General features: G+C 34.5%; 31 protein-coding genes and 1 pseudogene. 8 read left to right on the top strand and 24 right to left on the bottom strand.

Annotation, left to right across the window (positions count from 1 at the left end):
• Positions 1-93: 93 nt before the first annotated feature.
• The 6 genes from QUF91_RS13515 to QUF91_RS13490 all read right to left on the bottom strand — a co-directional run bounded on the left by QUF91_RS13515 (position 94) and on the right by QUF91_RS13490 (position 7,065).
• On the bottom strand, positions 94-804 hold the full coding sequence (locus tag QUF91_RS13515; protein WP_285396897.1) for a CAP domain-containing protein: 711 nt from the start codon (positions 802-804) through the stop codon (positions 94-96).
• A gap of 695 nt (positions 805-1,499) precedes the next feature.
• On the bottom strand, positions 1,500-2,402 hold the full coding sequence (locus QUF91_RS13510) for a CobW family GTP-binding protein (RefSeq protein WP_285396899.1): 903 nt from the start codon (positions 2,400-2,402) through the stop codon (positions 1,500-1,502).
• Between the two features lie 82 nt (positions 2,403-2,484).
• A complete protein-coding gene (locus QUF91_RS13505) occupies positions 2,485-3,984 on the bottom strand; it encodes a lmo1851 family serine protease (RefSeq protein WP_285396900.1) in 1,500 nt (499 codons plus the stop codon).
• Between the two features lie 427 nt (positions 3,985-4,411).
• Positions 4,412-5,146, bottom strand: a complete 735-nt coding sequence (locus tag QUF91_RS13500; protein WP_285396901.1) for an N-acetylmuramoyl-L-alanine amidase — start codon at positions 5,144-5,146, stop codon at positions 4,412-4,414.
• Positions 5,147-5,372: 226 nt separating this feature from the next.
• Positions 5,373-6,134, bottom strand: a complete 762-nt coding sequence (locus QUF91_RS13495; protein ID WP_289418101.1) for a GNAT family N-acetyltransferase — start codon at positions 6,132-6,134, stop codon at positions 5,373-5,375.
• 187 nt (positions 6,135-6,321) lie between these two features.
• A complete protein-coding gene (locus tag QUF91_RS13490; RefSeq protein WP_285396903.1) occupies positions 6,322-7,065 on the bottom strand; it encodes a polysaccharide deacetylase family protein in 744 nt (247 codons plus the stop codon).
• Between the two features lie 204 nt (positions 7,066-7,269).
• Here QUF91_RS13490 and QUF91_RS13485 point away from each other — a divergent pair, with 204 nt between their 5' ends.
• Positions 7,270-8,337, top strand: a complete 1,068-nt coding sequence (locus QUF91_RS13485; protein WP_289420036.1) for an IS30 family transposase — start codon at positions 7,270-7,272, stop codon at positions 8,335-8,337.
• A gap of 400 nt (positions 8,338-8,737) precedes the next feature.
• Here QUF91_RS13485 and QUF91_RS13480 read toward each other — a convergent pair whose 3' ends face one another.
• The 7 genes from QUF91_RS13480 to QUF91_RS13450 all read right to left on the bottom strand — a co-directional run bounded on the left by QUF91_RS13480 (position 8,738) and on the right by QUF91_RS13450 (position 12,874).
• Positions 8,738-9,214, bottom strand: coding sequence for a hydroxymyristoyl-ACP dehydratase (locus tag QUF91_RS13480; protein WP_289418100.1), 477 nt, complete (start codon positions 9,212-9,214; stop codon positions 8,738-8,740).
• Positions 9,215-9,995: 781 nt separating this feature from the next.
• Entirely contained in the window at positions 9,996-10,757 is a 762-nt protein-coding gene (locus QUF91_RS13475; protein ID WP_289418099.1) for a glycosyltransferase, read from the bottom strand.
• A 59-nt stretch (positions 10,758-10,816) separates the two neighbouring features.
• A complete protein-coding gene (locus QUF91_RS13470) occupies positions 10,817-10,969 on the bottom strand; it encodes a hypothetical protein (protein WP_289418098.1) in 153 nt (50 codons plus the stop codon).
• Positions 10,970-11,118: 149 nt separating this feature from the next.
• The gene (locus tag QUF91_RS13465; RefSeq protein ID WP_289418097.1) at positions 11,119-11,313 is read right to left on the bottom strand and encodes a hypothetical protein; all 195 of its coding nucleotides are present in this window, start codon (positions 11,311-11,313) and stop codon (positions 11,119-11,121) included.
• Between the two features lie 118 nt (positions 11,314-11,431).
• The gene (fabZ, locus tag QUF91_RS13460; protein ID WP_289418096.1) at positions 11,432-11,857 is read right to left on the bottom strand and encodes a 3-hydroxyacyl-ACP dehydratase FabZ; all 426 of its coding nucleotides are present in this window, start codon (positions 11,855-11,857) and stop codon (positions 11,432-11,434) included.
• A 142-nt stretch (positions 11,858-11,999) separates the two neighbouring features.
• Positions 12,000-12,599: a protein kinase family protein gene (locus QUF91_RS13455; protein WP_289418095.1), complete on the bottom strand. Its 600-nt coding sequence runs from the start codon at positions 12,597-12,599 to the stop codon at positions 12,000-12,002.
• Positions 12,600-12,625: 26 nt separating this feature from the next.
• Positions 12,626-12,874 (bottom strand): DUF3953 domain-containing protein, encoded by a 249-nt coding sequence (locus QUF91_RS13450; RefSeq protein WP_285396957.1) that lies wholly within the window; start codon positions 12,872-12,874, stop codon positions 12,626-12,628.
• Positions 12,875-13,260: 386 nt separating this feature from the next.
• Between QUF91_RS13450 and QUF91_RS13445 the strand changes: the two genes are divergently transcribed.
• Both QUF91_RS13445 and QUF91_RS13440 read left to right on the top strand, forming a co-directional pair.
• On the top strand, positions 13,261-13,881 hold the full coding sequence (locus QUF91_RS13445; protein ID WP_285396910.1) for a LysE family translocator: 621 nt from the start codon (positions 13,261-13,263) through the stop codon (positions 13,879-13,881).
• 109 nt (positions 13,882-13,990) lie between these two features.
• On the top strand, positions 13,991-14,449 hold the full coding sequence (locus QUF91_RS13440) for a DinB family protein (protein ID WP_285396911.1): 459 nt from the start codon (positions 13,991-13,993) through the stop codon (positions 14,447-14,449).
• Positions 14,450-14,673: 224 nt separating this feature from the next.
• On the opposite strand, the gene QUF91_RS13435 is transcribed toward QUF91_RS13440, so the two are convergent.
• From QUF91_RS13435 to QUF91_RS13420, 4 genes and pseudogenes are all read right to left on the bottom strand, one after another.
• Positions 14,674-15,663 (bottom strand): serine hydrolase domain-containing protein, encoded by a 990-nt coding sequence (locus QUF91_RS13435; RefSeq protein WP_289418094.1) that lies wholly within the window; start codon positions 15,661-15,663, stop codon positions 14,674-14,676.
• Positions 15,664-16,009: 346 nt separating this feature from the next.
• Positions 16,010-16,552, bottom strand: a complete 543-nt coding sequence (locus QUF91_RS13430; RefSeq protein WP_285396913.1) for a GNAT family N-acetyltransferase — start codon at positions 16,550-16,552, stop codon at positions 16,010-16,012.
• A 77-nt stretch (positions 16,553-16,629) separates the two neighbouring features.
• Positions 16,630-17,508 (bottom strand): annotated as a pseudogene (locus tag QUF91_RS13425) (GNAT family N-acetyltransferase).
• Between the two features lie 559 nt (positions 17,509-18,067).
• Entirely contained in the window at positions 18,068-18,247 is a 180-nt protein-coding gene (locus tag QUF91_RS13420; RefSeq protein WP_285396914.1) for a hypothetical protein, read from the bottom strand.
• Between the two features lie 175 nt (positions 18,248-18,422).
• Here QUF91_RS13420 and QUF91_RS13415 point away from each other — a divergent pair, with 175 nt between their 5' ends.
• Positions 18,423-18,890, top strand: a complete 468-nt coding sequence (locus QUF91_RS13415) for a GNAT family N-acetyltransferase (protein ID WP_285396915.1) — start codon at positions 18,423-18,425, stop codon at positions 18,888-18,890.
• A gap of 289 nt (positions 18,891-19,179) precedes the next feature.
• Here QUF91_RS13415 and QUF91_RS13410 read toward each other — a convergent pair whose 3' ends face one another.
• Complete coding sequence (locus QUF91_RS13410) at positions 19,180-19,671, bottom strand: hypothetical protein (RefSeq protein WP_289418093.1); 492 nt, start codon at positions 19,669-19,671, stop codon at positions 19,180-19,182.
• A 144-nt stretch (positions 19,672-19,815) separates the two neighbouring features.
• Between QUF91_RS13410 and QUF91_RS13405 the strand changes: the two genes are divergently transcribed.
• From QUF91_RS13405 to QUF91_RS13390, 4 genes are all read left to right on the top strand, one after another.
• Positions 19,816-19,995 (top strand): hypothetical protein, encoded by a 180-nt coding sequence (locus tag QUF91_RS13405; RefSeq protein ID WP_285396917.1) that lies wholly within the window; start codon positions 19,816-19,818, stop codon positions 19,993-19,995.
• Between the two features lie 228 nt (positions 19,996-20,223).
• Positions 20,224-20,325 (top strand): YjcZ family sporulation protein, encoded by a 102-nt coding sequence (locus QUF91_RS13400; protein WP_285396918.1) that lies wholly within the window; start codon positions 20,224-20,226, stop codon positions 20,323-20,325.
• A gap of 254 nt (positions 20,326-20,579) precedes the next feature.
• Positions 20,580-20,684 carry a YjcZ family sporulation protein gene (locus QUF91_RS13395; RefSeq protein ID WP_285396919.1) on the top strand — a complete coding sequence of 35 codons (105 nt, stop codon included), beginning with the start codon at positions 20,580-20,582 and terminating at the stop codon, positions 20,682-20,684.
• A 292-nt stretch (positions 20,685-20,976) separates the two neighbouring features.
• Entirely contained in the window at positions 20,977-21,645 is a 669-nt protein-coding gene (locus QUF91_RS13390) for a hypothetical protein (RefSeq protein ID WP_289418092.1), read from the top strand.
• A 62-nt stretch (positions 21,646-21,707) separates the two neighbouring features.
• Here QUF91_RS13390 and QUF91_RS13385 read toward each other — a convergent pair whose 3' ends face one another.
• The 6 genes from QUF91_RS13385 to QUF91_RS13360 form a co-directional block, all read right to left on the bottom strand.
• Positions 21,708-22,232, bottom strand: a complete 525-nt coding sequence (locus QUF91_RS13385) for a GNAT family N-acetyltransferase (RefSeq protein ID WP_289418091.1) — start codon at positions 22,230-22,232, stop codon at positions 21,708-21,710.
• 32 nt (positions 22,233-22,264) lie between these two features.
• Positions 22,265-22,405: a hypothetical protein gene (locus QUF91_RS13380; RefSeq protein ID WP_289418090.1), complete on the bottom strand. Its 141-nt coding sequence runs from the start codon at positions 22,403-22,405 to the stop codon at positions 22,265-22,267.
• A 341-nt stretch (positions 22,406-22,746) separates the two neighbouring features.
• Positions 22,747-23,283: a hypothetical protein gene (locus QUF91_RS13375; RefSeq protein WP_289418089.1), complete on the bottom strand. Its 537-nt coding sequence runs from the start codon at positions 23,281-23,283 to the stop codon at positions 22,747-22,749.
• Between the two features lie 338 nt (positions 23,284-23,621).
• Positions 23,622-24,614 carry a ketoacyl-ACP synthase III gene (locus QUF91_RS13370; RefSeq protein WP_289418088.1) on the bottom strand — a complete coding sequence of 331 codons (993 nt, stop codon included), beginning with the start codon at positions 24,612-24,614 and terminating at the stop codon, positions 23,622-23,624.
• A 345-nt stretch (positions 24,615-24,959) separates the two neighbouring features.
• Positions 24,960-25,745 carry a glucose 1-dehydrogenase gene (gene gdh, locus QUF91_RS13365; RefSeq protein WP_289418087.1) on the bottom strand — a complete coding sequence of 262 codons (786 nt, stop codon included), beginning with the start codon at positions 25,743-25,745 and terminating at the stop codon, positions 24,960-24,962.
• Between the two features lie 16 nt (positions 25,746-25,761).
• Positions 25,762-26,619, bottom strand: a complete 858-nt coding sequence (locus QUF91_RS13360) for a RhaT/GlcU family sugar-proton symporter (RefSeq protein WP_285396926.1) — start codon at positions 26,617-26,619, stop codon at positions 25,762-25,764.
• Positions 26,620-26,648 lie beyond the last annotated feature (29 nt).

The raw sequence follows: 26,648 nt of genomic DNA, 5'->3' as shown, positions 1-26,648 counted from the left end.
AGTCAAAATTATTCGCAACTAAAAAGGATGTCCACTAAGCGTTATGACTTAGTAGACATCCTTTTATTCAATGAAGCTATTTAATTTACACTATTATTTTTGGATAAATTGTTGCGTCCAGTAGTTACCTGATTTCACATAACCCACACCGATATGCGTAAATTTCTCATTTAAAATATTCGCACGGTGACCTGGTGAATCCATCCAAGCTTGTACTACTTCTTGAGGTGTACGTTGACCCTGTGCAATGTTTTCACCTGCACTCTTATAACTAATACCTAAAGCTTTCATACGATCGAATGGTGAACCGAATGTTGGGCTTGTATGTGAAAAGTAGTTTTTAGATTGCATATCTTGTGACTTCTCACGAGCCGCTGCCATCAGTTGATCATCTGTTTTAAACGGTGCTAAACCAGCTTTTGTACGTTCAGCATTTGTTAATTTTACTACCTCTTGTTCAAAAGCATTCACATCTGAAGTAGTTGTTGATTGAGATGTATTATCTTTTTGAGTTGTTTGTGTATTATTATTTTTTGTTTGTGTATTGTCACTTGGTTTTTGAACTTCTTTTGATGGTGCTTGTGTTTCTTTTGATGGTACTTGTGTTTGTGGTAGATTTACATACCACTTTTGATTTGACCATTGATCCGACCATTGATTTGACCATTTATAATAATAAACTTTATTACAGTCTGTTGTCTCCTTTACTGAGTTCCCCTCTGTAGTATTAGATGCAGCAGAAGCCATTTGAATTGGAGCTGCTAATAGAAATGTTGCACAAATTGCAGTTAGTGTTTTTTTCATTTTTGCAATTCCTCCTTCTCTGCAACCAATCGTAAAGGACGATTTCATTATTTTTTTTACCAGCATCTGCTAACAACGCCATCAGTGAATTAGATTCGCGTCAAATAAAGGTTTATTTACAATAATTTTTAGTAAGTTTCACCAGTCTATGAAATACTTACGTTTCAAATAGGGTTGACACCCCTTAAAAACTATTAATTTTTTTCAATATTCAAGTAGATTATCCGAGAAATAAAATATGTAAATATCGAAACACGCTTCCTTTATTCTACTTTTCCACATAAAAAAATCTGCTAATATTTCTACTATAAGTAAGACAACAGAACAGGTCTTTCGTCCAACTAGTAGAAATTAGCAGATTTAAAATGTCTATATTCACTAGCTCAGCAAATCTTTAGGCTCTTCACCAATACGTGTGGTTGATTTCCGTTCCGACTGAGCGCTTTGCTTTCGCTACAGAAAACATTTGTTGTTGCTGTCGCTTCGCTTTCGCACAGATAAAACATTTGTTGCTGTCGCACAGAGCAAAGCTTCCAGGGGCGTCAGATGAACCGCTTCACTCACGAAGCTCGCTCCCGGTTCTTATCTGTGACGCTAAATCCCTAAGAAGTCGCTCGGTCTCCACTCCAATCAACTTATATACAAGGTATAGGTTTAACAAATGTCATCCAAAAATTTGGGCGATGAGCAAATTTTTAATTATGACCTAAAACGTTTAAGCTTCCTACATCCTCACCAATAATAACGAGTTTTGCAGGCATTTTCACGTACTCAGGAAGCCATTGGACCATACCGTAAGCATATTGAAACAACATAGGATTTTTTACACCTTCAATTGGCACGTAGCCTTTCATTCGATACACGGTTTCAGGTAATGTACGTACCCAATCCTCAAATTGCTCTTGTGTAAAGTCAGCGTCCTTAAATTCAACTAATCGTGATCCGAGATGCAACGATGCTATTGGGGCTTTCACAATATCTTGAGCATCCACCTGTGCAGTTGCCTTTAAATCTTCTAATAAACGTAACGGTACTCGGCCATTTGTTGTTTGTAAAATAAAAGCATGTGGATTAAAACCTTGTAGCTCATAAACGACTTGCGCTTGCTCTGCCTCTGTTAGTAAATCCGTTTTATTGGCCAATAATAAATGAGCATGACGGATTTGTTCCATAAATAAGGAGCGCACTTGCGGGGTTAAGGTTGCACGATCTAGCCACAGCTTTGAATCAGCAACTGTGACAATTCCTTTGACATTTAACTTTTCCGCAAATAACGGTGAATAAACCGCGTCTAGTGCTTCTACAGGGTGTGCAGCACCTGTTGTTTCAATAATTAGGACATCAAAATCACTATCTAATAGAAGAGATTGAATTTGCGCCTCCGTTTTTTCAGCGCCCGAGCAGCATATACAGCCTTCTAGCATCTCTTTTAGCGGAATATCCTTTTCCACAGCTTGTGAGTCAAATGGCAGCTTTCCAAGCTCATTCATAATGACAGCGGGCTTTAAATTCTTTTCTTTCAGTTGTCGAATAACGTCCGTTAACATAGATGTTTTACCGCTTCCTAAAAAGCCACTAAATAAGTATACGTCTTTCACAATCATTACCTCCCACGAAAAAAGCTGTCGCAATAGGCCGTTAGAAACGCCTGCTGCGACAGCTACTTTGTTAGTTTGTAGTTTACTCAGTTTTTGCTGGCGTACCAGTAAGCAGTTCTTTTGCTTTTAACAATTGAGGATCATCTGCTTTTATTTTTACACGTAACGCATCCATTAAAGCATACGTTGTATCACCAGTTAATACACCAGTTTCTTTAAGACCATTTGCAGCTTGCAGTTTTTTCACTGCATTTTCAGTCGGTTGACCAAAAACGCCGTCTGCTTTACCAGGCTTGTATCCTAGAACTTCTAGCATCTCCTGTGCCGCTTTTACAGAGTTAGACTGCACGCCCAATTTCATTTCCATAGATGGATCCAAGTATGGTAATGATGCATAAGGTGGGTATGACACTTTAACATCTGGCACAATGCCCTTTTCATTAATCCAGTTACCATTTGGTGTTAGCCATTTAGCTGTTGTGAATTTAAGGTTAGAGCCATCTTTTAATGGTGCAACATTTTGCACTGTACCTTTACCAAACGATGTTTCTCCAACAATTTTAGCACCAACAGATTCTTTTAATGCACCAGCTAAAATTTCAGAAGCAGAAGCACTGCCACCATCGACAATAACTGTCACAGGTAGATTATATTTTTTACCAGCAATTGCATTTGTAATTTTCGGTTCTTCATCTTTTTGTTGTACTTGAACAATTGGTTTACCTTCTGGAACGAATAGATTCGAAATCTCTATCGCATCTTCTAGGTAACCGCCAGGATTTTGACGTAAATCTAATACGATACCTTTTGCTTTGCCTTCGTAATCTGCAAGAATCTTCTCAAATTCTTTTGCTGTATTTTCACTAAATGACGTGATTTGAATATGGGCAATGTCCCCTTCAAGCATTTCACCGTAAACCGTTTCAACCGGAATTTCGTCACGGACAATCGTCATATTAATAGGCTCAGCATTAGTTCCCCGTTTCACGGTTAATTTTACAGGCGTGCCCTTTTCACCGCGAATACGCGCCACCGCTTCAGAAGCACTTAATCCTTGAATGCTTTTCCCATCAACCGTTAAAATAATATCTTTCGGTAATAATCCAGCCTTTTCAGCAGGTGAATTTTTAATAGGTGACACAACTGTAATAAAGCCATTACGCTCTTGAATTTCCGCACCAATTCCTTGGAAACTAGAAGACAAACCAGACTGAAATTGATCTGCTTCTTCCTTCACCATAAAATCAGAATACGGATCTCCTAATGCGTCGAACATGCCGTTAATAGCGCCGTCGACCACTTTTTCATCATCGATATCTTTGTAATACTTGTTTTTAAGTAAATCATAGGCTTCGTATAATTTTGCAAATTCTGCACGCCCACTCGGTACTTTCACTTCAACTACTTTCTTTTCACCGAATGTTAACGCAAAGATCGTTAAGCCTGCAGTAATAAGGATTGTAAAGAACATTAGCATAATAAATTTAAACGGATTTAATTGTATAAATTTCCCTGCTGGTTTTACTTCAGCTTGTTTTTGTTCTTGCTGCTGTTCTATACCATCTTTTTTCTGTTCATCCATCTTGATTGTCACCACTCTCATATACACTAACTTGTTGTCACACTACTACCATCTTAACAGGTTATAGAGAAGACGAAAAGAAAAAGACTGACAAAATTTCACGACAAATCTTATCCTATAACAATCTTCATAAAATCCAGCATTTTAAAGCAACTTTTCACTTTAGTCGCTTTGTATTCTATGTAGTAGTTATTGCTTTAGATTTTAGTTAAGGTAAAGGTGCTTCAGAAGCACTTTCTGAGGCACCTCTGTTATCTGCTAAGTTATAGGTATATAATGGTACTGCTTTTCTATTTTACCCGTTTCCTAGAAGCAGTCAACTAAAATCCTCACAGATTAATAGAAATAAATTTCGCCTTGGCGTAATTGTAGCTGTCGCTTTGCTTTCGCTACAGAGAACATTAGCTGAATGAAGATAAATGTTCTCTTATGCATCTATAATATACGTAACTTGCGCCAATTTTGCAGTTTTTATTTTGTTTTCAGCATTTTTCGCTGCATTATTCCCAGTAAAAGTTCCTGTTCTAATACGATAATATGTGCCATCTTGCTCAATGTAAACAAGCCAGCCAAACGTTGTTTTCATCACCTGTGCAGCACTTTCTGCTGCCTTAAGGGTACTATAGGTTCCCGTAATAATACGATATTTCAACGTTTCTACTGGTGATGTCGGAATATCTCCAGCTTTTTTTATCATTTCAATAAATTGAGACCACGATACTTTTCCAGCGCGAAGATTACGGGGACAGTTTTTCCCACTAAAATAATTGTGTTGAACAATATTCTGAATTGCGATGTTTTCATCTTTTATTATTTTTCCGATTAAATTCGCTGCATTTTGCACAGCTGTAAAATAATCACCATCGCTATTTACGCAAATTTCCACTTGAATACCTTGATTATTTCCGACATATGTTCCTGCTCCCCAGCATTCCCAAAAATGTTCAAATGATTGGATAGCCTCCTTATCATCCACTTGCCAGTGCCAGCTAGCTTGCCTGCTGTTGCCATTGATCTGTAGACGAGCATGAGCATCCGCATCTGCTCCAATGCTCGTATTATCGGTTTCATGAACGACAATATATTTTTTTGCATTATTTTTACCATTTGTAAGTTTAACTGCTTGCGAAGCTGCTACTAATTTTTGGCGAATTGTTACCAAAAGTGATCCCCCCCTTCTCCTTGTTCAATAGCCAAAAAGCAGGATGATTGATAATACATTGTAAAGAATCAAACTATCTTATCGTTTTTAGTTCGAAGATAGATAATTGATTTCACTCTATATTATGCACCTTTTGTAACTTCCGCTGTGTTTTTATAAGCATTAATAACCACACTATTTTCATCCGAATTCACTAGTATTTTTAATGTATTTGCGCTAAGTTTTTTTAAATAAGTTCTCTTAATTTTTTTATCACTGAATGAACTGTTAGCCTATGAAATGAAATAAGCTGTCCCTTATAAATGACAGAAAAAATACCATACGGGGTTGATGATAATGCCATCAACTCTTCTCTATCTTGGAAATCAATAAGTTCAACTGGTATATTCAATTTATTTGCACCAGCTAAAATGTTTTCAGTTGCAATTTCAACGTATGGACATTGGAATGAACGCAAAATAGTTAAGTTAGTAAATTTTTTTAATCGTTCTTCCCAATCGGTTGGGAAATAAGGTTGTTTGACTTCGTTGGTCAAAGGATAGACAAGTAATTCAAAATCATATGGCGCCGAATCAATAAGTTGAAAATCGTTTTTCAAAAATATCTCTTTACTTGGCGTCCAAGATGTTTTGGAATTCGTTATAACAACAACACCTTTTTTTGCTAGCTTTTTTGCGTCTTCTAAACATTTATGGATTAACCGAGTACCGTAACCTTTTCCAACTTCACTTACCCACAAACAATGAATCACTAAATAACCATCGGCGTGAACGACTCTTGATGAATATTCAGCTTCAGTATATTCAATAAATCCGACTTGTTTTTTATTGTCGATTATTTGGACATATTTTAAGCCCTCTTCAAATCTATTATTCAGCCAATTATTTTTATTTATGTAGCCAGTTGATTTCTTCTTACTTCTAAGACAATAGCTCCCAATACCCTCTAAAAGTTCATTATTTAATTCAACCAATTCAACTTTACTCAACGACAATCCCCCCTATGTATTATAGTAATTATATCTTTTTATGGATTTCATAACCATAATAAAGGGCTGATTTCCTTTTAGGCCGGGCGCGTTACTGCTCTTAGAAAATGAAAAAATCAGGCTATTTTTTAGCCTGATTTTATTATTTAATTTCTACACATTAGTTGTAGTGAAAACATTACGATACTTATTTGTTTTTGTCTTTTTTACTCTGCACGTCAAGTAATTCAGAAACTGTGACAAATCGGTATCCTTGCTTTTCAAGCTCAGGCAATATTTTTTCCAATGCTTTGACAGTCTGCTGACGATTTCCGCCTCCATCATGAAAAAGAACGATATTCCCTTCTTTCACACCTTTTAACACAGTGTTTACAATTCTATCCGTACCAGGACTTTTCCAGTCTAAAGTATCTAAATGCCATGACCACATCACAACCTTATATTTTTCTTTTGCAATCGCTTCAATCATTGCATCTGAATACTGCCCTTCAACAGGTCGAAATAAAGTAGGAGTAAATCCTGTGATATTATAAATGATTTTATTCGTTTGCTCTATCTCCTTTAGTAAGTTTGGAACATTCGTCCTTAAAGGATGGGAAAATGTATGGTTGGCTAGCTCATGACCATCATTATACATTCTTGAAATAACTTCAGCATTTTTATCTACATTTTGACCGACTATAAAAAAAGTAGCTTTGGCATTGTATTTGTCTAATACATCTAAAATCTGAGATGTATACTTTCGATGTGGCCCATCATCAAAGGTAAGAGCGATAATCTTTTCATCCGTTTTGACTTCCCAAACAATTTGCCCTGCTTCTTCATAATACTTCCTTCCTTTATGTTCATATTTTTCTGCGCTGACTTTTACATAAAAAAAGGAGACAGTTAAAAGACAAATAGGTAATACTAACAGGAAAAACTTTTTCAAATCTTCACTTCCCCAAATAATATTTCGTACTTATTATTTGAGGATTTATAAAAAAAATGCTTTTTTTTTTGATTTTTACTCAGAATAAAAAAGGCGAATTGTAAAATCAGATTAGACACTGTATAAAAAAATGCATCAAATCGGAAAAATCGTGTATTATTGGAGTTCCTACACAACAATATACAAAGGAGATTTTTCGATTTGATGCAAAAAAAGCTTAACATAAAAGGAACTCAAAAGAAACCCAGACTTACTGAAATTCAACGTGGAAAGTTAGAAGCTTACCTTGATGAAGGGAATTTATCAAAAGCTGAGATTGCCCGTAGATTGGGTGTTTGTCGTGCTACTATATATAACGAAATCAAGCGTGGAACTACTACACAAGTGAGGATAGTAAATAGTAAACGAATCTATACCACGAAGTACTTCGCTACAACGGGTCAAGCAATCACTGAACGAAATGTGGCTCGTTCTCGTAACCCTTTGAAGGTGAAGCGAGTATCGGCTTTTCTAGAATACGCAGATCAATTAATGAAGGAAAAGGAGTGGTCTCCAGACGCTGTTGTTGGTCGTACATTGCTTGATGGTAAGTTTCGTCGTGAAGAAATGGTTTGCGCAAAAACTCTTTATGCGTATATAGATCTTAGGTTGTTGAAAACTAGAAATTCTGACTTAGTTTCCAAGACATCGCGTAAAACAAAGACAGTACGTAGGGCTAGAAAAAATATAAAATGTTTAGGCGAAAGTATTGAAAAACGCCCACAGCACATTGAAACACGAGAGGAATTTGGTCATTTTGAAATCGATTCAGTGATCGGTAGAAAAGACAAAGAAGATGATGTTTTATTAACACTGATCGAACGGAAAACGCGTCGAGAATTTATTTTCAAAATGGACGGTAAGGATGCGGATTCCGTGAACTATGCGATTGAAACCATTCTAAAGAATTTTGGGGAGTTAGCACCTAAACTATTCAAATCCATTACAGCAGATAACGGGAGTGAGTTTTCAGAGCTTGCGGAAAAATGCCAAGAGTTGATGGGGATTTACTTCACACACCCCTACTCATCATGGGAGCGAGGAACAAATGAAAACCACAATAGAATGATTCGTAGATGGTTACCAAAAGGAACGTCCATAGAGAACTACAGTAGATCTTACATCCAATCTGTAGAAGATAAAATGAACCACTTGCCACGACGAATACATGGATTCAAAACACCGCATGAGATGTTTGAGGAAGAATTAAAGAGATTAAGAGAATCAGCGTAAGAAGACGTGAATCAACCAACTCTTACCCTAGGGTTAATGGGAGTTTATTGTCTATCGGTCTTTCCGCCAATTTAACAGGAACCTGGCTCCACTTCAAGGGGCAAGCCCTTTCCGTTACGCCAGAACCCTGTTTTAACCAATTGGCAGACCGACAGACAATAAACATGAAGGTGAAAAGGAACAGAAAATATACGGACATGAGATGTTAAAAAAAGTGTCTAACTTGATATTGCAATTTACGTCAGAATAAAAAATGAAAATTAGCGTATTCTTAATGAAGTAATCGGAGAACTACGGTGAACCAGTTGAGGTTTTCCATTGGAGGCATGAAAAATGGTAAAGTTTCACGCCTCGTCTTGCGCGGAAAGCGAAGCGAATTCGGATACTTGATTTTGATTTGCTACTTTTTATAAAAAATTAAATAATAGTCAATTAACTTAATGACTTCATATATTTTTTTATATTCTTTTTCTATTTTATAGGAAATAAACAATATCGCTACATTAAAACTCAAAACTGCTAGGGCAAATATTTGGACAAACGAGATCCCAATTACCAGCTTCGTATTAATGGCAGAAGCAATTATTAATATCAATGATAATATCACACCACTTAATGTAATATAAACTGGCTTAGATCTAATAATTTCATTTGCTTGCAATTTCAAAACATCTAATAAATACCATACTTCTTTCAATGTATATTGCTGATCAAAAATAACAAAATATGACATATAAACATCGTTTGCGATATTTTCATTCAGTATATTTTTATGAATTTTTTTTACTAATCGATCACAAAAATCTTTATTTAATGCTTTTTCAGGTATAAATAATTCTTCTTTATTTTCTAAAATATTTGTGCTGGGATGTTTCAAACCCCCTCATCCTCTCATACTGTTTTACCTGATTTAATGAACGTATTTTGACTAGAAAACTTGTTGATAGTCAGAACAAAGTCACCCAAACTTTCAGATACTAAAATTATATGAAGGAATAAACGTTGTATGTTATTTTCGACAAAATCCATTTTATATTTTTTATCAGGCGTGTTGATTAGGAAAAAATAGGTTTATTATTGAGCGATAAAAGGATTTTTTGTTACCATTTTGCTAATATATTTCCATTTTAACTGATTGTAGCGTAGGGCTACTCGACTCCCGCGGGAAAGCGAGACAGACGAGACCCTGCACGGAGCGGAGCGGAGGAAGCGGCTCGACGCTCGCCCGCAGGAAAGCGAGTAGCCCGTAGCGGAAATCAGCCTTTTAAAATGTATAAAAATGGTTAATCAACACACCTGATTTTTTATGACACCTTAAGTAACTTACAGCTTGCATTTTGAGATTTTTCATTTAGACTAGATTGGATTTCGTATGAAGTGGTATGTTGTAGGGGGTTGTAATAAAATTCCTTAAATTAAATTAACAAAGAAAATTCGCATTTTTTCTCCTTTTAGAAAAAGATACGGTATAAAGTCGATAAAATAAAAAACGTAAAAAATCCTAGAAGAAAAATAATTATGTTCTTTGTCCTATTACTCATCCCCACCACCCTTTCAATTCCAATAATACTCGAAAATGTAATAAAGATGGCTTATCACCTCTTTTAGTCTAGTGATTTTTAATCTGGGATACTAGCCATTAAGCATTCTTTACTACACTATCTTGCTTGATCATCATAATAGGCTTCATTCGCAGCCTTTTGATTATTGCCTTTGAGATAAGCTAAAATCAAACCAGGCCGTTTTAGTAATACCCAGTCCCCATAATGGTCAAATCGTCTGCAGGAAGTAATCATTCCGTTCTTAATCGTTCCAAATTTTTTACCGTTTTTCTTACCCCATTCTTTTAAGCGCTTTGCAAAATCAGCATCTTCTGCCATTAGCATATTTTCGTTAAAACCCTTGATGGCGTGAAAGTCTTTCTTATAGCACCAAAAAATCCCTACAGAGATAAAACCATACTTGAACAGTAAAGGAACTATTAATAGCATGCTAGAAACAACTATACCAAAAGACATTCGTTCAAAATTGCCGTTCACGCCTCCTCCAATGTATTGATCGGATGCTAAATATCTTTCAACATCAGATAACAGGTGTTCTGTCATTCTAGTATCGGCATCAATTGTAATCAGTATTTTGCCTTTTGCTAAAGCAGCTCCAGCATTTCTAATTTTAGATAGATTTTTATCTTCATTTTTCAATGTCACACAGTTGTAGGATTGTGCAATTTCTTCCGTTCTATCCGTACACCGATTTAACACGACTATGACTTCAACTTGATTTTTATATGGTTGTGCAGCCTTTGCAATTGACTCTAGACACTTACCTAAATAATTTTCTTCATTATGAGCAGGTATTATAACTGAAAATTTTACATCTCCATCAGGAACATCTTTAATAAAAGGTGTGCTTTCCGACATATAAAATCTCCCCCGTTTTTTTAGTTTAATTATACATCCATCTGTTTCTCTTAATTTTTTTATTTATGGATTTTTATGTCTATTTTAAAACAATTTGGCTCATCACCATAACGTGTAGTTGATTTCCGGTCCGACTGGGCGCTTTGTTGCTGTCGCTTCGCTTTCGCACAGAGCAAAGCTTCCAGGGGGCGTCCAGCCTTCACTCCAATCAACCTATATGGCATTCATTTTAACAAATGTCACCCACAACTTTTGGTGTTGAGCCAACAATTTAACACGACAACAAAATGAAGTAAGTCCTACTTTAGAATTCAAGTGGGCAAAAAAATAGAGTTGATTTTGAGATTATCAACTCTATTTTTTATTTAGGATTTCCTTCATTAGAACCTCTTTTATTTGATCTGCTTGAGATGAAAACCGCAGTTGAGAAAATAAAAATCCCTGTACATAGCCACATCATAATGCCATTCCATTGACTGTTTAATAGCGTAATATTTGTAAGGATGATGAATTGCATGATACAAGTGGCTATATAAAGAGCTAAGGAATAATTCATGTAACCATCTCCATTTCGAAGTCACTTATTTATATTATTCAACAACTATTTTTAATATCCTTTAAACATAAAAAAAAGTACTGCAATGAATTTTTGCAGCACTTTTAAACGTATTGGCTTAGCTTCCAAATGCAAAAATAAGCTCTGTCTCACAAGCTATTTCTCCGTTTACAGTTGCAATTCCTCGCCCTTTACCAATAGCACCCTTTAAGCGTGTAATTTCCACTTCAAGACGGAGCTGATCACCAGGCTTCACTTGTTTTTTAAAACGACAGTTATCGATACCTGCTAGTAATCCTAGTCTCCCCTGATTGCCTTCTTTTGTAAGCATAATAATTGCACTTACTTGAGCTAAAGCCTCTACAATTAACACGCCAGGCATTACCGGATAATTAGGAAAATGTCCATTAAAAAATTCTTCATTTATCGTCACATTTTTAATTGCTACAGCTCTCTTACCTTCCTCTAATTCCAATACTCTATCCACTAAAAGAAATGGGTAACGATGTCTAAGGACTTCTTGTATTTGCTGAATATCTAACATTAAAAAACCTCCAAAGGATTTATCACCTTATTCTAACACTAAACATTAGTAGTTGGTACTATAATAAACTTTTTATGTGCAAAATAAAAAAGCCACACCCCCTAAGATATGACTGTAAAAAAATAACATCATAGAAATACTGCTACTCTTTTCCACATTCGTAACATCTTCTATCCGTATCATGTTCTCCATACATTCTAAGCTCTTTTTCTACACCACATTTTATACATGGCTCAAAATAAATTTGTGGTAACACGCCAGCTTCTGCGAGCGGAACCCATTTTGTTTCATACAAAGTTTTCGTCATGCCATAATCTAATAACATCAATTGACCATGCTTGTCTTCGCCATAATTACTGCTATCCAAAAAGTCAAATCCATCATAAACTCGATCAATTTCTTCGATTGCTGCCTTTAAATTAGCGGATATTCGCAAATCAATATTAAAATCTATGTCAAAAGTTTCACCATTAACTAATGGTAATGGTTGAACATATGGTTGTATTGAGATTTTTTCATCAAAGTACAAAATAGGAGCTACGGAATCTGCTAATCCTTTCTCTTTTAATGCATGATGAATTTTTTGTTCATTTTGACTTTGTATAAAACCAATTTCGTGTAAATGCTTTTTTATGACCCAATGTTTAAAACGAAATACCTTTCTAGTAGAACCTATCCCAACAAAATTTTCTGGAATCATTAGTTGGTCTACATTTCTAACGATTTCAATAACATTCTTCATTGTTGCCACTCCCTATGAACATGTTTCTAATAAGCAATAAAAGATTTTACATAAACAAATAATATAAAAATCGCAACAGCGAAATAGAGTATGCTTACATACTTTCTTTTTGCTCTTTTCCATTCTCGAAGCCCAATAATAATAAAGGTAAACCCTAACAAAATCTGTGATAGCGGCAATAAAGTAAAATCTTTAGTTATTAAGCAATAAATACCAATAATCATAACAAAAACAGTTAATATAATTTGAATGCCCAAAGATAAATTCCATCTCATAGTTTTCAATTTATCACCTCAACCCTTTCTCTATTATTAAATAAAAAACAATATTATACAAATATCCCTATTTTTTATCTCATCATCCAAAATTGTGAATGACATTTTTAAAACATTTGGAGTGAAGGCAGGCTTACTCATTAGGGGTTAGCATCACAGATGAGACCATGGAGCTAGTGAAGCGACTCCAACGTACACCCCTAAGGAAGCGTCTAGTCTGAACGGAAATACCACACGTAATGCGACGAGCTTATTCCCCCTTGTTTTTTCATTATAAGTTGAATTCATCACTTTTCAGTATCGACAGGTATACAAGAGATAGAATATAATATTTTTTGCATTCATCTTAGCTGAGTGTTTAGTTTATTAGAATAGGATGGTTAAGCATGTTATCTTTTATTGCAATAGTTTTTCTCTTATTTTTAATTCCTGGCCCTGCTGTGATCATTACTATTACGCAAACGCTGAAAAGTGGTAAAAAGAACGGTATTTATACTGCACTAGGTATTGGACTAGGCGACTTAGTTCATACGTTAGCTGCTGTACTAGGTCTATCTGCCATTTTAATGAATTCTGCAACTGCGTTTGAAGTAGTGAAATATATCGGAGTTGCGTACCTTGTTTATTTAGGTATTCAAATGCTACTAACAAAACCACAAAAATTAGAAAAGCCAACTGTTGAGCAAAGCCCTGCAAGTACTTCGTTCCGACAAGGATTTTTAGCGGAAATTTTAAATCCAAAGACGGCATTATTTTTCTTAGCATTTTTACCACAATTTGTTCAACAAAATGGCCAATCAGTCACAGTACAATTATTGATTTTAGGGATTACATTTGTTGTGATGAGTGCTTTGTATACTATTTTGTTAGCTATTATTACAAGCTTCATTGGCGAAAAAATCTTTACGAAAACAACAAGCAGTGGTTCACGTTGGATTGAAAAGGCTGTAGGTTTTGTTTATATAGGGTTAGGCGTAAAATTAGCTCTTCAAACTCAAAGTCCATAAATATAGGGAAAACACGATTTAAAACGTGTTCTCCCTTTTTTATTTCTATAAAAAGGAATTTGAGTAATTTTATCCAATATTATATGAAAAAGAGGAGGGGAGATTTTATATGAAGCAACGTCATCAAATTCTATTTCAACAGTTGGATAGTTATCGGAGTGAAGTATTACAAGTATTAGAAACAGTAACGGAAGATATTGCTCATACTATTCCATCTGGATTTCATAATAATATTCGCTGGAATTTGGGTCATATTTATTTAGACCAATATTTGTGGATTGAGGCTTTAACAAACGAAAAAAGTAAGGAACTTGAATCACTTCAATCTTGGTTCGGCTATGGCACATCTCCAGCTAATTTTAATGAGAAAACTCCATCATTTGAAGAATTAAAGAAGTTATTAAAAGCCCAGCCTATACAAATAAAAGAATTGTATGGTGATCGATTAGATGTAGAGTTTCCTCCTATTGATATGGGAATGAATACGATTGAGCAAGTATTAATTCGAACGATTTTCCATGAAGGAATACATTTACAAACTATACTTGATATTAAAAAATTTGTGTAATTGCAAAAGGTTTAGAAAGACAATAAAGTTATCATTTTTAAAGCATAACCCCGACCTAAGTTTAAGTCGGGGTTATGCTTGTTTTATTTTCATATAAGATACCATGCGTGTTGATTAACCATTTTTATACATTCGAAATGGTCGATGAGCGAGCCTCGAGACGCTGCCGCTACGTTACAATAGCGTCTAATTGTTGAAGATTATCTTAAAGCGAACCGATATGATCATTTGATCAAACCTTTGATATCTCTGAAAACCTTCCATACGTTACACCCAAAATTGCTTACCAATGTGATTAGCAAATCTTGTTGTTTGTCGTATGAACTATAAAAACTTATACCAGGATCGCATCCTTCAAAGTGGTAATCAAACGTGCCTTCTTCTTTTTTATCCAGCCAAATCCCATAGCCATAGCATTCTTCTTTCACTTGAGGAGTTAACATTTCTTTTAACATTTCCTTCGATATCAATTGCCCCTTCATCAGACTGACCCAGAACTTTTCAACATCTATAACTGTAGTAAATGCTCCCCCTGCACCTGTTCCTTTTACGTCTACACTGTAAATATTAGTATAAAACTCTTGTCTGCTGTCATCATATACATACCCGTTTGCACATTGAGCAGGCAATCTGTCCAGTTCATAATACCCTGTATTCAACATACCGCAAGGAATAAAAACATGTTCATTAAGATATACATCGAACGAAGAGCCAGTAATGGCCTCAACAATAAGACCAAGAACAACAAATCCTGTATTATTATATTGAAATCTATCTCCTGCTGGATACATCATAGGCTTATGAATAAATAATGGAATGATATCCGACGATGTACGTATTTTATAATTGGGATAATCTATCCACAGTTCGTCATAATCTTCCATGACAGACTCATCAAAATAGTTGGGTATTCCCGATGTATGATTAAGCAACTGCCTGATAGTGATATGAGGATCAATATTCTTTAAATCAAAATTCAAAATGTCCCCAATACAACTATCAAAAGATAATCGACTTTGTTCAATCAGTTGCAAAATGGCTACGGCAACAAATACTTTTCCTGCTGAGGCTGTTGCAAACTTTGTATCAAACTCGTTTGATACTTTATTTGGTAAATCGGCGTATCCAAAGGCTTTACGGTATATATTTTCACCTTTTTGAGTAACCGATATGACCCCACTAAAATCCTTGTTTATACATTCGTCGAACCCCATCATTTCTCTCTCCTTTAAGAATTTCTTCCCTTCAACATTTTACTAACGAACGACATTTCGTTCTTATTGGGACAATCACATTCTTTATTTCGCAAATATCTCCCTTTAAGAAAAAGATTCAAATGATATGTAGTATTACACCTTTTCTCATGTTTTGCCCCGGAAATAAACAACTTTGTCTCGCTTACAAATATTCCTTTTTTTATTCCACGATTTGGCTCGGTTGTTGAATAAAATGACTGGCGTTTTTTAAACAGCTTTATTATCTCTGTAGAAAAGGTCATGTTGATCTTTTCAAATGAAAGGTGTCAAAATGAATTGCAATATATCTATGTTTTTTCGATAATTACGTTTCAAGAACAAGTCCCATTTCAACTCGTACTTCCTTTTTTTCAATGTCATTATTTGAGTAACTTAATAGGTCACATCCAATAAGCTGAAATCCATGCTTTCTATAAAATTGTATGGCGGGATAATTCGACGTTTGTGTTTCTAAAACGATTGTCCTCACACCTATTTCTACTGCACGCTTTTTGACCAATGCCATCAGCTTGCTACCAATTCCTTTATGTTGATGAGATTGATAAATGTGAATATCATTAATTCTTAACACATTATTCCATTTCTCGTGGCTGAAGCTAACAATTCCCGCCTCTTTCCCATCAAACTCAGCAATATAACATTCAATATCCTCAATATAATCTTCAAAAATTTCTCCTTCTAAATATTTATGAAATGGAGTGTCGAAATGTTTTAACGTAAAATCAATTGCCCAGCCATTTTCTCGCTCTTTATAGGAAACATCATAATAATTATTAGAGCTGTATTGATAAATAATTTTTTTGCCTTGTGGGAAATTGTCTTTATATATCCTTTTTATTTGTATCAAGTTGAATCACCCTTTTCACATATTCTTATAATAGAAAAAACTCTTTAATATAACTGTAATCAAACATTTAACTGGTCTTACGAATGTGATGTTAATGGAAATAAAGGTCGTTCTGTCCCGAATTCTATCATCGGCCGAATAAACAATACATCGTCCTAAGTTTCAATTACTTCAGACTCTAGATTCTGACAATCAGGGATAAAGTGAAAAATTATTCTTTTTATATCCGATGTAGTAATGTAGCTTAAAACCTCTATTACATCAATTTCACTACGACTAACAACATCAAAAAGATGTAATTCTTCATCCTCTTTTTCGAATAATACTATAACGTCTTTGTCTTCGATAAAATAAATTGAATTAGGAAATGCAATAAGAAAATAGAACATAAGTAGATTTTCATTATCTTTCACATCTAAAACCGACGACAATGGAATTCTTTCCTTCGCATACAATTTCAATAAAGATAAGTCGTTGATATTTTCAACATTTAATTTTCGGATCGTTCTGTTTGTTTTTTTTTGTAAACCATCAGTATTTAAGAAATATCTACTTTCTTGTACTCGTGAAAACCCAAATTTCGGATAGAAATCTAGGACTGTTTCATTAGCAAATAAATAGATAAAATCATATTGTTTCTCATATTTATCAATAATGTCATTCATTAATTTTTTTGCTAAACCTTTATGACGATAATTTGGATGCGTCATTACTGTACCAACTTGTATGGCTTTATAATCCTCGCTGTTTACAGCAACAGTCATTTTACTTATTGATGCATTTGCAATTACTTTTTCACCATCCACATATGAATAACAAATATATTGATCGTTCCAGCAGCCTTTTTCATACCATTGGCTAAAATCTAATCCAAAAACTAACTCTGCTAATTCATTGAAACTTTCTCTATACTTTTGATTGTCTTTGTAATCATATACTAATTGATAATTTGTCATATTTACGCCTCATTTCTCTATTTTGTTAACTCAAAGTAAGTAATTGAGACATTACCATTTTACACACCCCCAAAAAGACATAAAAAAAAACTATAAGAAGAAATCCTTCTCATAGTCAAATTTAAATTCAATATAGATCAATACTCCTCAGTGTAATAGTAGCTGGGACATAGATAAACTACCGTTGTCGCCTCGGCTTCCGCACAAATGAACTATATGTCCGGATTTTACCTTGACCCTACTAGAGGCTTATAGAAATTATTGAATATATAATCTGAATAGATATGATGACTTCTAATCGCTATTGTGCAAATGGGCGAACTAAAAAGAATTAAGGTATAGACCTTAATTTGTCTTATTGCACTTTAAAATTATTTAAAATTCTATTAGCCATTAATAAGTTTCATCATAAATAATCAAAACCCCGTTTCACCATATATTTAACACAACTATACATTTTTCTGGATACTTTTGTAAAGAGGGAAATAAGCTTTCATTTTTTATGTAAAAGCTTATAGACCTTTACAGTTAATTGTCTATAAGCTAGATAGTGCATTATTTATTGTTTTGGTGTATTTGCGGTAAGTGGATTACTGTTTGCTACTAATTGTACTGGTGTCGTAGCTTGCTGCATAGACGGTATCATTTGTTGTGCTTTGTTGGAATTTAATATCCCAAAGCGTTTCAGGACACCATAAATAGTAGCCGCGCCTAAAATTATCCATGTTAAAAATCGCACTGATGAACTCCTCCTTTCTCATACTGAAAGTTTAAAACAGCTTTAGTATTGGAATTCCTATGCGGTTTATACGGTGTTAGCTATACGAGTTTTTTGTTCAATTTGCATATCATTTATAAAAATTACAGAATATAGTAGAATGGAATGGTATGAAATTCGAATGGAGGTAGAATTTATGAATATTAAAGTTGCAACATTAGAAGATATCCCGCAAATAGAAATATTATATGAAGAACTGTTTTTAGAAATGTCAAAACTCCAACCAAAGTATATAGCTCCAGCAAAACAGGATGTGAAGTTTCTTACAAACACAATTTCAGAAGAAAAATCAGATATTTTTGTTGCTGAAATAGATAACAGTATTGCCGGCTTTTTGTTAATTCAAGAATTAACTACTCCTCCTTATTCTTGTATTGTCCAGCATAATTATGCATATATTATGGATGTAATTGTTGCAGGTCAATACCAGAGCAAGGGCATTGGTTCACTTTTGCTACAAGAGGCAAAGAAATGGGCAGAAGAACGTAAATTAGATTATTTGGAGTTAAGCGTTCTGGCAGAAAATAATGGCGCTTTTACTTTGTATGAAAAACATGGATATAAAGAAATGAGTTGTAAAATGCGCTTAGAAATTAATAACTAAACAAACCAGAAAAACAGATAACTAATGATGTTGTCTGTTTTTCTATAAAAAGAACATCCTATATTTACTTTACAGGATTTAGCTACAGTTATTGTATTCCTCACCATCTTCTGGAACGAATACATGAGCAGTGATTCCTCTTTCGTTGATAAAGCTTGTCCAATGCTTGTCAGCTTCCATAATATTTCTAATAACAATTTATAAATTGTCTATTGTCATTAATAGTGAGCTACCAGGCTCTCTCGATTGATAGCATGGTATGTTTCAATTGCTTAATGTGGTTATGTATTTAATTTTCCACTTTTACAAAAACGCTACCAAACAACTTCCCATCAATATAAGCATCAAGCTTCCACATACCGCCCTTTGGAAAAGTCATATTGGTTGGAGCATGGTTATCTGCCCCACTGTTTGGCCCAAGTAACTTAGCATTTGTAACCAATTCAATTTCTTTTTGCGTTAATTGGTGAGTCCCTTTTACGCTAAGGAAGTCTCCTGTTTTGATGCTTTCTCCCCAAAAGTGCCAGGCATATTTCCCTGCTTTGCCAGCAATTATTTTTTCTTCTTTACTATTCGTAAATCCTAATAATTGCGGTTCACCAATCAAATTTAAATTTCCAGATGTAAAATACTCACTTTCTTTCCACTCAGTTTCCTTGGCTAAAACATCTCCAACAAATTTCGGACTATTATCCTGTTTTATTATGTCGTTGGATTCTTTATATGAACAACCTACTAATACCAATCCGCAAATTGTGACGAACCCTACAATTCTCTTCATGCCTATTTCCCCCTTTTATTGTTTAACGACAATTATTCATTTTTTGTTACAAAACAAAATTTTATCATTGCCATTTCAGTCATATTTCAAGTGAAATGTGCGCAATCTAAACGTAACGAATTAACAATAACGGAGGTTACAGGAATGAAAAATTTTTTGTATATCGGAGCAATGGCAGCTCTACTATTAACAGCATGTTCTTCTAAAGATGAAGCTCCAGCTAGTGAACAAGCAGAAGCAAAAGAAAAAACCGTCAATGCTGAAACAAAAGAGAATCTTGAGAATAATTTTTCAGGTGACATGGTAGATCCCTCTCAAAAATGAATGAAGAAATAATAACAGATAACAAACTAAAGTTATCTGTTATTTATTGTGTAATTCCTAAATATTTAAAACGTATGTATTGAACCTTAGGATGTGAATTTAATGAGAAAAGAAAAAATATATGATTGATTTAATTTTTTTCGGAGGGAAATTCAATTGATTGGATGATTAACTCCCCCTCTTTCCACAACTATACATATTATAAGTGGTAGAAAGGAGGAATATTTTATGGGATGCTCTAATTATGGTGGTGGCTCTAGTTCAACATTCGTACTAATTGTTGTTCTATTCATCCTACTAATTATTGTCGGCGCTACTTTCTTGTACTAAATTAACATTTTTTTGATAAAAGGCTTTAGCTTTTATTCAAAATCTTCATTATGGATAAAGTTAAAGCCTTCAATATGATCATTTATGTGTAAAACATGTTGTAATAGTAAGGGCAAGTTATTTTTACTAATACTTCCTCATTTCGGGGTCACTTGTTCAGGGTGGCCTTTTTTTATTCTAATTGATTAGATGATTACCTTCCATCCTTTTTACAACTATACATATTATAGATTATAGAAAGGAGGGAAGTAGGTATGGACTATTCAGGTTATGGTAGTGGTTCTAGTTCAAGATTTGCCTTAATTGTTGTTCTATTCATTCTATTGATTATTGTCGGCGCAAGTTTCATGAAATATTAATTATCACCAACGCCAGTATCTCTGTTGCCCATATTTTAGAAGGGTAATAATAATTTACCCCTTCACCTTCAAAATTTACTAATAAGGGTCACTTTCCTCCGGGTGACCCTATTCATTTTTTCATTCTAAATATGGACAATTGCAATTACATATTTTATAGCAGATTGCAGAAGCTTTGTTGTTTGAAGATTAATTTTCAAATTTAACAATACGATGACTAAATATTTGCTCATAAGTTCAACCATCAGCATAAAGAGGCTATAGTAAGGAACACTAAAACGAGGTGTTGCTTATGAAAAAATACATTATTTTACTGCTTACCATTTTTCTTATTGTTGTTACTATCGCAGAAGCAAAAAATGAAGAGTATGAATTAGTTTCAAAATTAAGCAATGAAAAAATAACTTTGTATGCAAAGAAAATAGGGGACCTATATCAAGATTTTAAAATTGATTTTAAAGGGGAAACTTACTTCAGACCTTTTTGGATAAACGTTACTAACCCCGCATACGCCCCGCAAATACATTACGAAGACATCAATAAAGATGGAGAAAAAGAATTAATCATTATTTTGACAAAAGGATATGGCACAGGTTTATTAGATGAAGAGGTTCATGTTTATAGAGATACACACGGATTGATGGACGTTCTTGTTGATAATCCTATGGCAATTATCTATAAAAACGTAAAAACAAGTTTAACGACTACTACAGCCGAAATCAAAGTTGGTGATATAACTTATACAGTTGATATACCACCTTTAGATATACTGCCTTCAAACTTATTTGATGATATCGCCTTCGGAAATATAATTCATTACGAAGTACAAGACAATCAACTTATTGCAAAGGTAAGTGGACAAGTATCTCCTGTCAGTTTTATTGGGGAAATTGTTATTGTTTATGAATATCGTGACAAAATGTATCAAGCAAAATCTATTAAGTTCCAGCCATATAGTTAAAAAAGATGGAAGACAAAAAGTCCAGATTCTCAATCATTTTGAGTACCTGGACCTTTATGTTTTTACTTTATTAAAGAAAAAATATTCGTATCAAATGGAACACCGTTTTGGTGCATATAATTTCTTAATACCCCTTCTTTTTCAAAGCCTAATTTTTCTAATAGCTTATTTGAAGCATCATTTTCGGTAAAAACAATTGCCCCTATACGCAGTAAATCCATCTCTTGAAAGCCAAATGATATGACTCTATGAACAGCTTCCTTTGCATACCCTTTTCCCCAGTTCTCAGGAAAAAGTGCATAACTAATGTCAGCTCTTTTATGTTCAGTGGACCACTCTTGAAAACCAATAGTACCAATAATACTTTTCTGTCCTTTTAATGCAATTCCCCATTTAATACCGCGTTTTTCATCATAATTCTTTGAAAAATTAATTATTATTTGCTTAACCTGATCTAAACTTGTTAATGGTTTCTGGCCATAGTGACGTAATACATCAGGATTAGAGAAGCAATTGAAAACATCTTGCGCGTCATTTTCAGTGAGTTCTCTTAACACTAAACGTTCAGTATCTAAAATAGGAAACATCTTCTTCACTCCACTTCCATATATGTTATATTTTAGGCTATTCGCCAAAACGTGTGGTTGATTTCCGTTCCGACTGGGCAGCGTTGCTGCTGACGCTTCGCTTTCGCGCAGAGCAGAGCTTCCTGGGGCGTCCGATGGAGCCGCTTCACTGCGTTGCTCGCCCAGGGTCTCATCTCTGACGCTGATCCCAAGGAGTCGCCCAGTCTCCACTACAATCAACTGATATACAGCTCATATATTTTAAAATGTCATCCACAACTTTTGGGATGAGCCATATTTTAAATTATATATAAAATGAGTGAGAGTTACATGAATGATTTTTTATATTGTAAAGCAACAAGTTTATCCTACAAATTTGGTGGTAGAATGGTGGAGGCCCAGCTTCATCATAGATTAACTACGTACACTACTTTTACTTCCTTAAATTCAAGCACAAAATGACTAGTCACTCACTTTAAAAATGAGTTCTAGTCATTTTTATTAGCTTATAAGAAGTTGTTCCACTTCCCTACGTTCAAGTGAAAAAAGTTCGATGAAACTGTTGATGTAGCACTGTATTTCCTTCTTGAGGCACCCCATCAATATTAATCCCCCACGTATTAAAAATAACTGGATCAGATGGAAAGACAGGATCACCTGGGTGTTTAACAAGCACTTCATAACATGGATCATTAGGTAGCCAAGCATTTTGCGGAGTTGCATGAACGATGAGAAGTTTTTTAGCTGGAATAGTAAAGGTAAGAGGAGTTGGTGTACCGTTAAAAAGTGAAGGCTGAGATTCTCCGCATAAAAAGGCTTCTTTTTGCATCTCTGCTTGGGCACAATTTTGCCAATCTACTACCGATACTGTCACTGTTTGGGGTGCGTCTGTTTTATTTAAAAGAGTCACAACTATCTTATCTGTGGCTGGATTTCTCCAAATTGCTCCTGTCGTAAAATTGTTAGGAACTGAAGGCTGAACTGAACTACTTAGACAAATCGGACAAGAAGACACTTTATTTAAACGAAATACATTTTTGTGACAATCACAATTGCAGCAAGAGTTCATCATCGCATTACCCTCTTTTCAATTGATAGATAATAATAGGATATGATAAATGATTCATACGATTTAGGTTTTTATAAAGTGATAGTAGAAACAATAAATGTAACAAATTTTTAGATGACTATTAAATAAATATCTTAATCCAATAATACATCATATCATTTCCATTTGTATAAAATTACCTACTCATCTATCTTCTTTTAAATTAGAGAATTACGATGATACACAGGTAATTTCAAGTTAAAAAAAAACCGAATACTCATTTGCAACAAAATATTGAGTACCGGTCCTTTGTTTAAGTTTTTAAAACTAATGAAAAAGGGGCAAATGAGAGGGGTTGCAAATTATTCTACACACCATTTAATGATATGCCCCGCATGTGTAAGTCCTCCACCAAATCCATAGATTAATAAGGTATCCCCATTTTTTAACTTTCCTTCATTTATCCCAATCTGTAAGGCTAATGGAATAGAAACTGAAGATGTATTTCCCATATATTCAACACTAGTTAATGTTCTCTCTAGGCTAATACCAGATTTTTCACAGATGGATTCAATCATTCGTAAATTTGCACTATGAGGCACAAACCAGTCTATTTCACCAAGTGGCATGCTTGCTTGTTTTAGTAATTCCTCTATCCCTTTTGGAAGTGTACGTGTTGCCCATTTATATACTTCTCTACCATTCTGAACTAACTTTCCAGAGGTACTCAAGGAAGAACTATGCATGGTAGTTGATAAATTTGTTAAGTATAAATGCTTACCTCCAGCACCATTTGTTTCCATATGGCTAGCGATAAAGCTTGGCATTTCCTCATCTTTTTCAATTAAAACTGCTGCAGCGCCATCTCCAAAAAGGATGCATGTCGTTCGATCTGTATAATCCGTCACCTTAGATAAAACTTCTGTTGTAATAAATAAAATCTTACGTTGGAGCCCTGATGTAATTAATCCATTCGCAATATGTAATCCATATGTAAAACCAGCACAAGCTGCATGAAGATCTAGTGCACCTACCTGTTTAATATTAAAGTGTTCCTGAATTTGGCAGGCTACACTAGGAAAGACATAATCAGGTGTAGTTGTTGCAACCAAAATTAAATCTACATCCGAAAGATCCTTTTGATATTGTTCGACTAAATTTTCTATAGCTTTCAAGGCTAATGTTGATGCAAATTCATTCTCGCTCGTAATTCTTCTTTCCTTTATGCCAGTTCTTTGTACAATCCATGCATCACTCGTCTCCACTAGCTTTTCTAAATCATCATTTGTTAGTTTTTTTTCGGGAACATAGGTACCAATGGCCGTTATTCTAGCTTTAGATTGAACGTTATTCATTTACAATCCCTCTCCTTTTATACATTTAAGTACTATTACTTGATACTAATAAAAAGACAATAATTATTACACAAGTAATTAATACGTCTAAACTCTGTATTTTCTACTTTTTGTTTGGACGTTATGTTATTTATGACCATCTTAAACAAAATAATTGTAAGCCTATAACTAAAATGTTTTTATAACCTCATTTTATTATCTGGTGCTAATTATAAGGAAAATAAAAAAATTATTCAACTCTACTATTCAAAAGGTTTTTATTTTATACTCTACAATTGAACCTCATTAAAATTGCTTTGACATTAAAAAAGGCATCAAGAAGCTCTTGATACCTCTTACCAATACTTATCCACGGCCAGCTTGGAAGGAAGGATATAAAGTCATTCCACCATCTGCAAATAGAGTAATCCCCGTTACATAACTAGCTTGTGATGAAGCAAGCCACACTGCGACTGCGGCAATTTCTTCTGGTTTTCCAATGTACCCCATGGGAATCATACTTTCCACATCTGCACGTTTTTTTGGATCTGCAAATTTTTCAGCATTGATAGGTGTATTGATCGCTCCAGGACCGATATTATTAACACGAATTCCTTTTGGGGCATATTCTAGCGCTAATGTCTCTGTCATTAACTTAATGCCCCCTTTACTAGCCGCATAATGCACAAACAACGGCCAAGGAATTTTCTCGTGAACACTAGACATATTGATAACTGTCCCTTTAATATCATTCTCGACGTAATATTTAATGGCTTCTCGACTTCCTAAAAACGCACCAGTTAAGTTTGTATTTATTACTTTATTCCAATCACTTAACGGCATTTCATGTGAAGGTACTTGATTTTCAATACCTGCATTATTAATCATCACATCAAGTGTGCCAAACTCTTTCACTGCTGTCTGAATAAGATTTATGACATCCGCTTCAACTGTAACATCACCTTGTACAGCAATGGCTTCCCCGCCTGCTTTTTTAACTTCTTCAACAACAGAATTTACCTCAGCTTCATTTGAGAGATAATTAATGACAACTTTCGCTTTTTCTGCTCCGAAGCGCATTCCCATTGCTTTTCCTAGTCCCGTTGCAGCACCTGTAATAACAACAACTTTCCCTTCTAAATCTGAATACATTACTATGTCCTCCCTTTTATCCTTTCGCTATCCCCAACATAATTCCAGCTGCAACTATAAATACAATTCCGATCATAATCGCTATAAATTGCTTTTTTGTTTTTTTCTCACCTAAAATAAAAATCCCACCTAAAGTTGAGATGACGATTCCCATTTGAGAAAGAGAAAAACTTGTTGCGACTCCAACACGTGGCTGAGATATAAATAAGAACATATTTCCAGCAGCCCAAATTAAACCAGGGATAATATTGCGAATCGCATACTTATTAAATGGTTTATGTTTAAATGTTAACAAAATCCCACCTATAACCATTCCGATTGCTTGCGGAAATAAAGCAGACCACCCACTTACATTAAATAAGCGAATTACCACTACATATACTAAGTAACCAAAAGTTGAAACAAGTAAAATTAAAATTCCTTTTTTAAAATTACCTCCATGTTCTTGTTTTTTCTCTTCTGGATTTGGAAGCGATGTAAGCACGATCCCAATAATGATACTAATAAGTGCAAGAACACCTAATATAATCGACATTGTTGTCGACCATTCATGAAACACAATAACTCCAAATAAAGTTGTTGATACCAACTGTAGCCCTGTCGAAATGGGCATCGTCTTGGAAACTCCTATTAAATCAATACTTTTCAATTGATTGACTTGCCCTAATGCCCAAAATAAGCCCGATACAATTCCGACTCCAATCACTACAGGAGTTAATACAGGCTTTACAACAAAATAAACACCTATGGAGAAAATAAGTGCACCAAATGTTGTCCCAAGTACTTGGCTATAAGGACCACCACCAAGCTTAACATTAAAGAGCACAATACTTCCCCAAAAGAGAGCTGGTAATATCGCTAGGATGATATCCATTTATTTAAACTTTTCACCTCTCTATACAC

It is taken from the genome of Lysinibacillus sp. G4S2, assembly GCF_030348505.1.
Classification (GTDB): domain Bacteria; phylum Bacillota; class Bacilli; order Bacillales_A; family Planococcaceae; genus Lysinibacillus.
The sequence above is the reverse complement of the archived record's forward strand: the minus strand, read 5'-3'. Positions and strand labels throughout refer to the sequence as shown.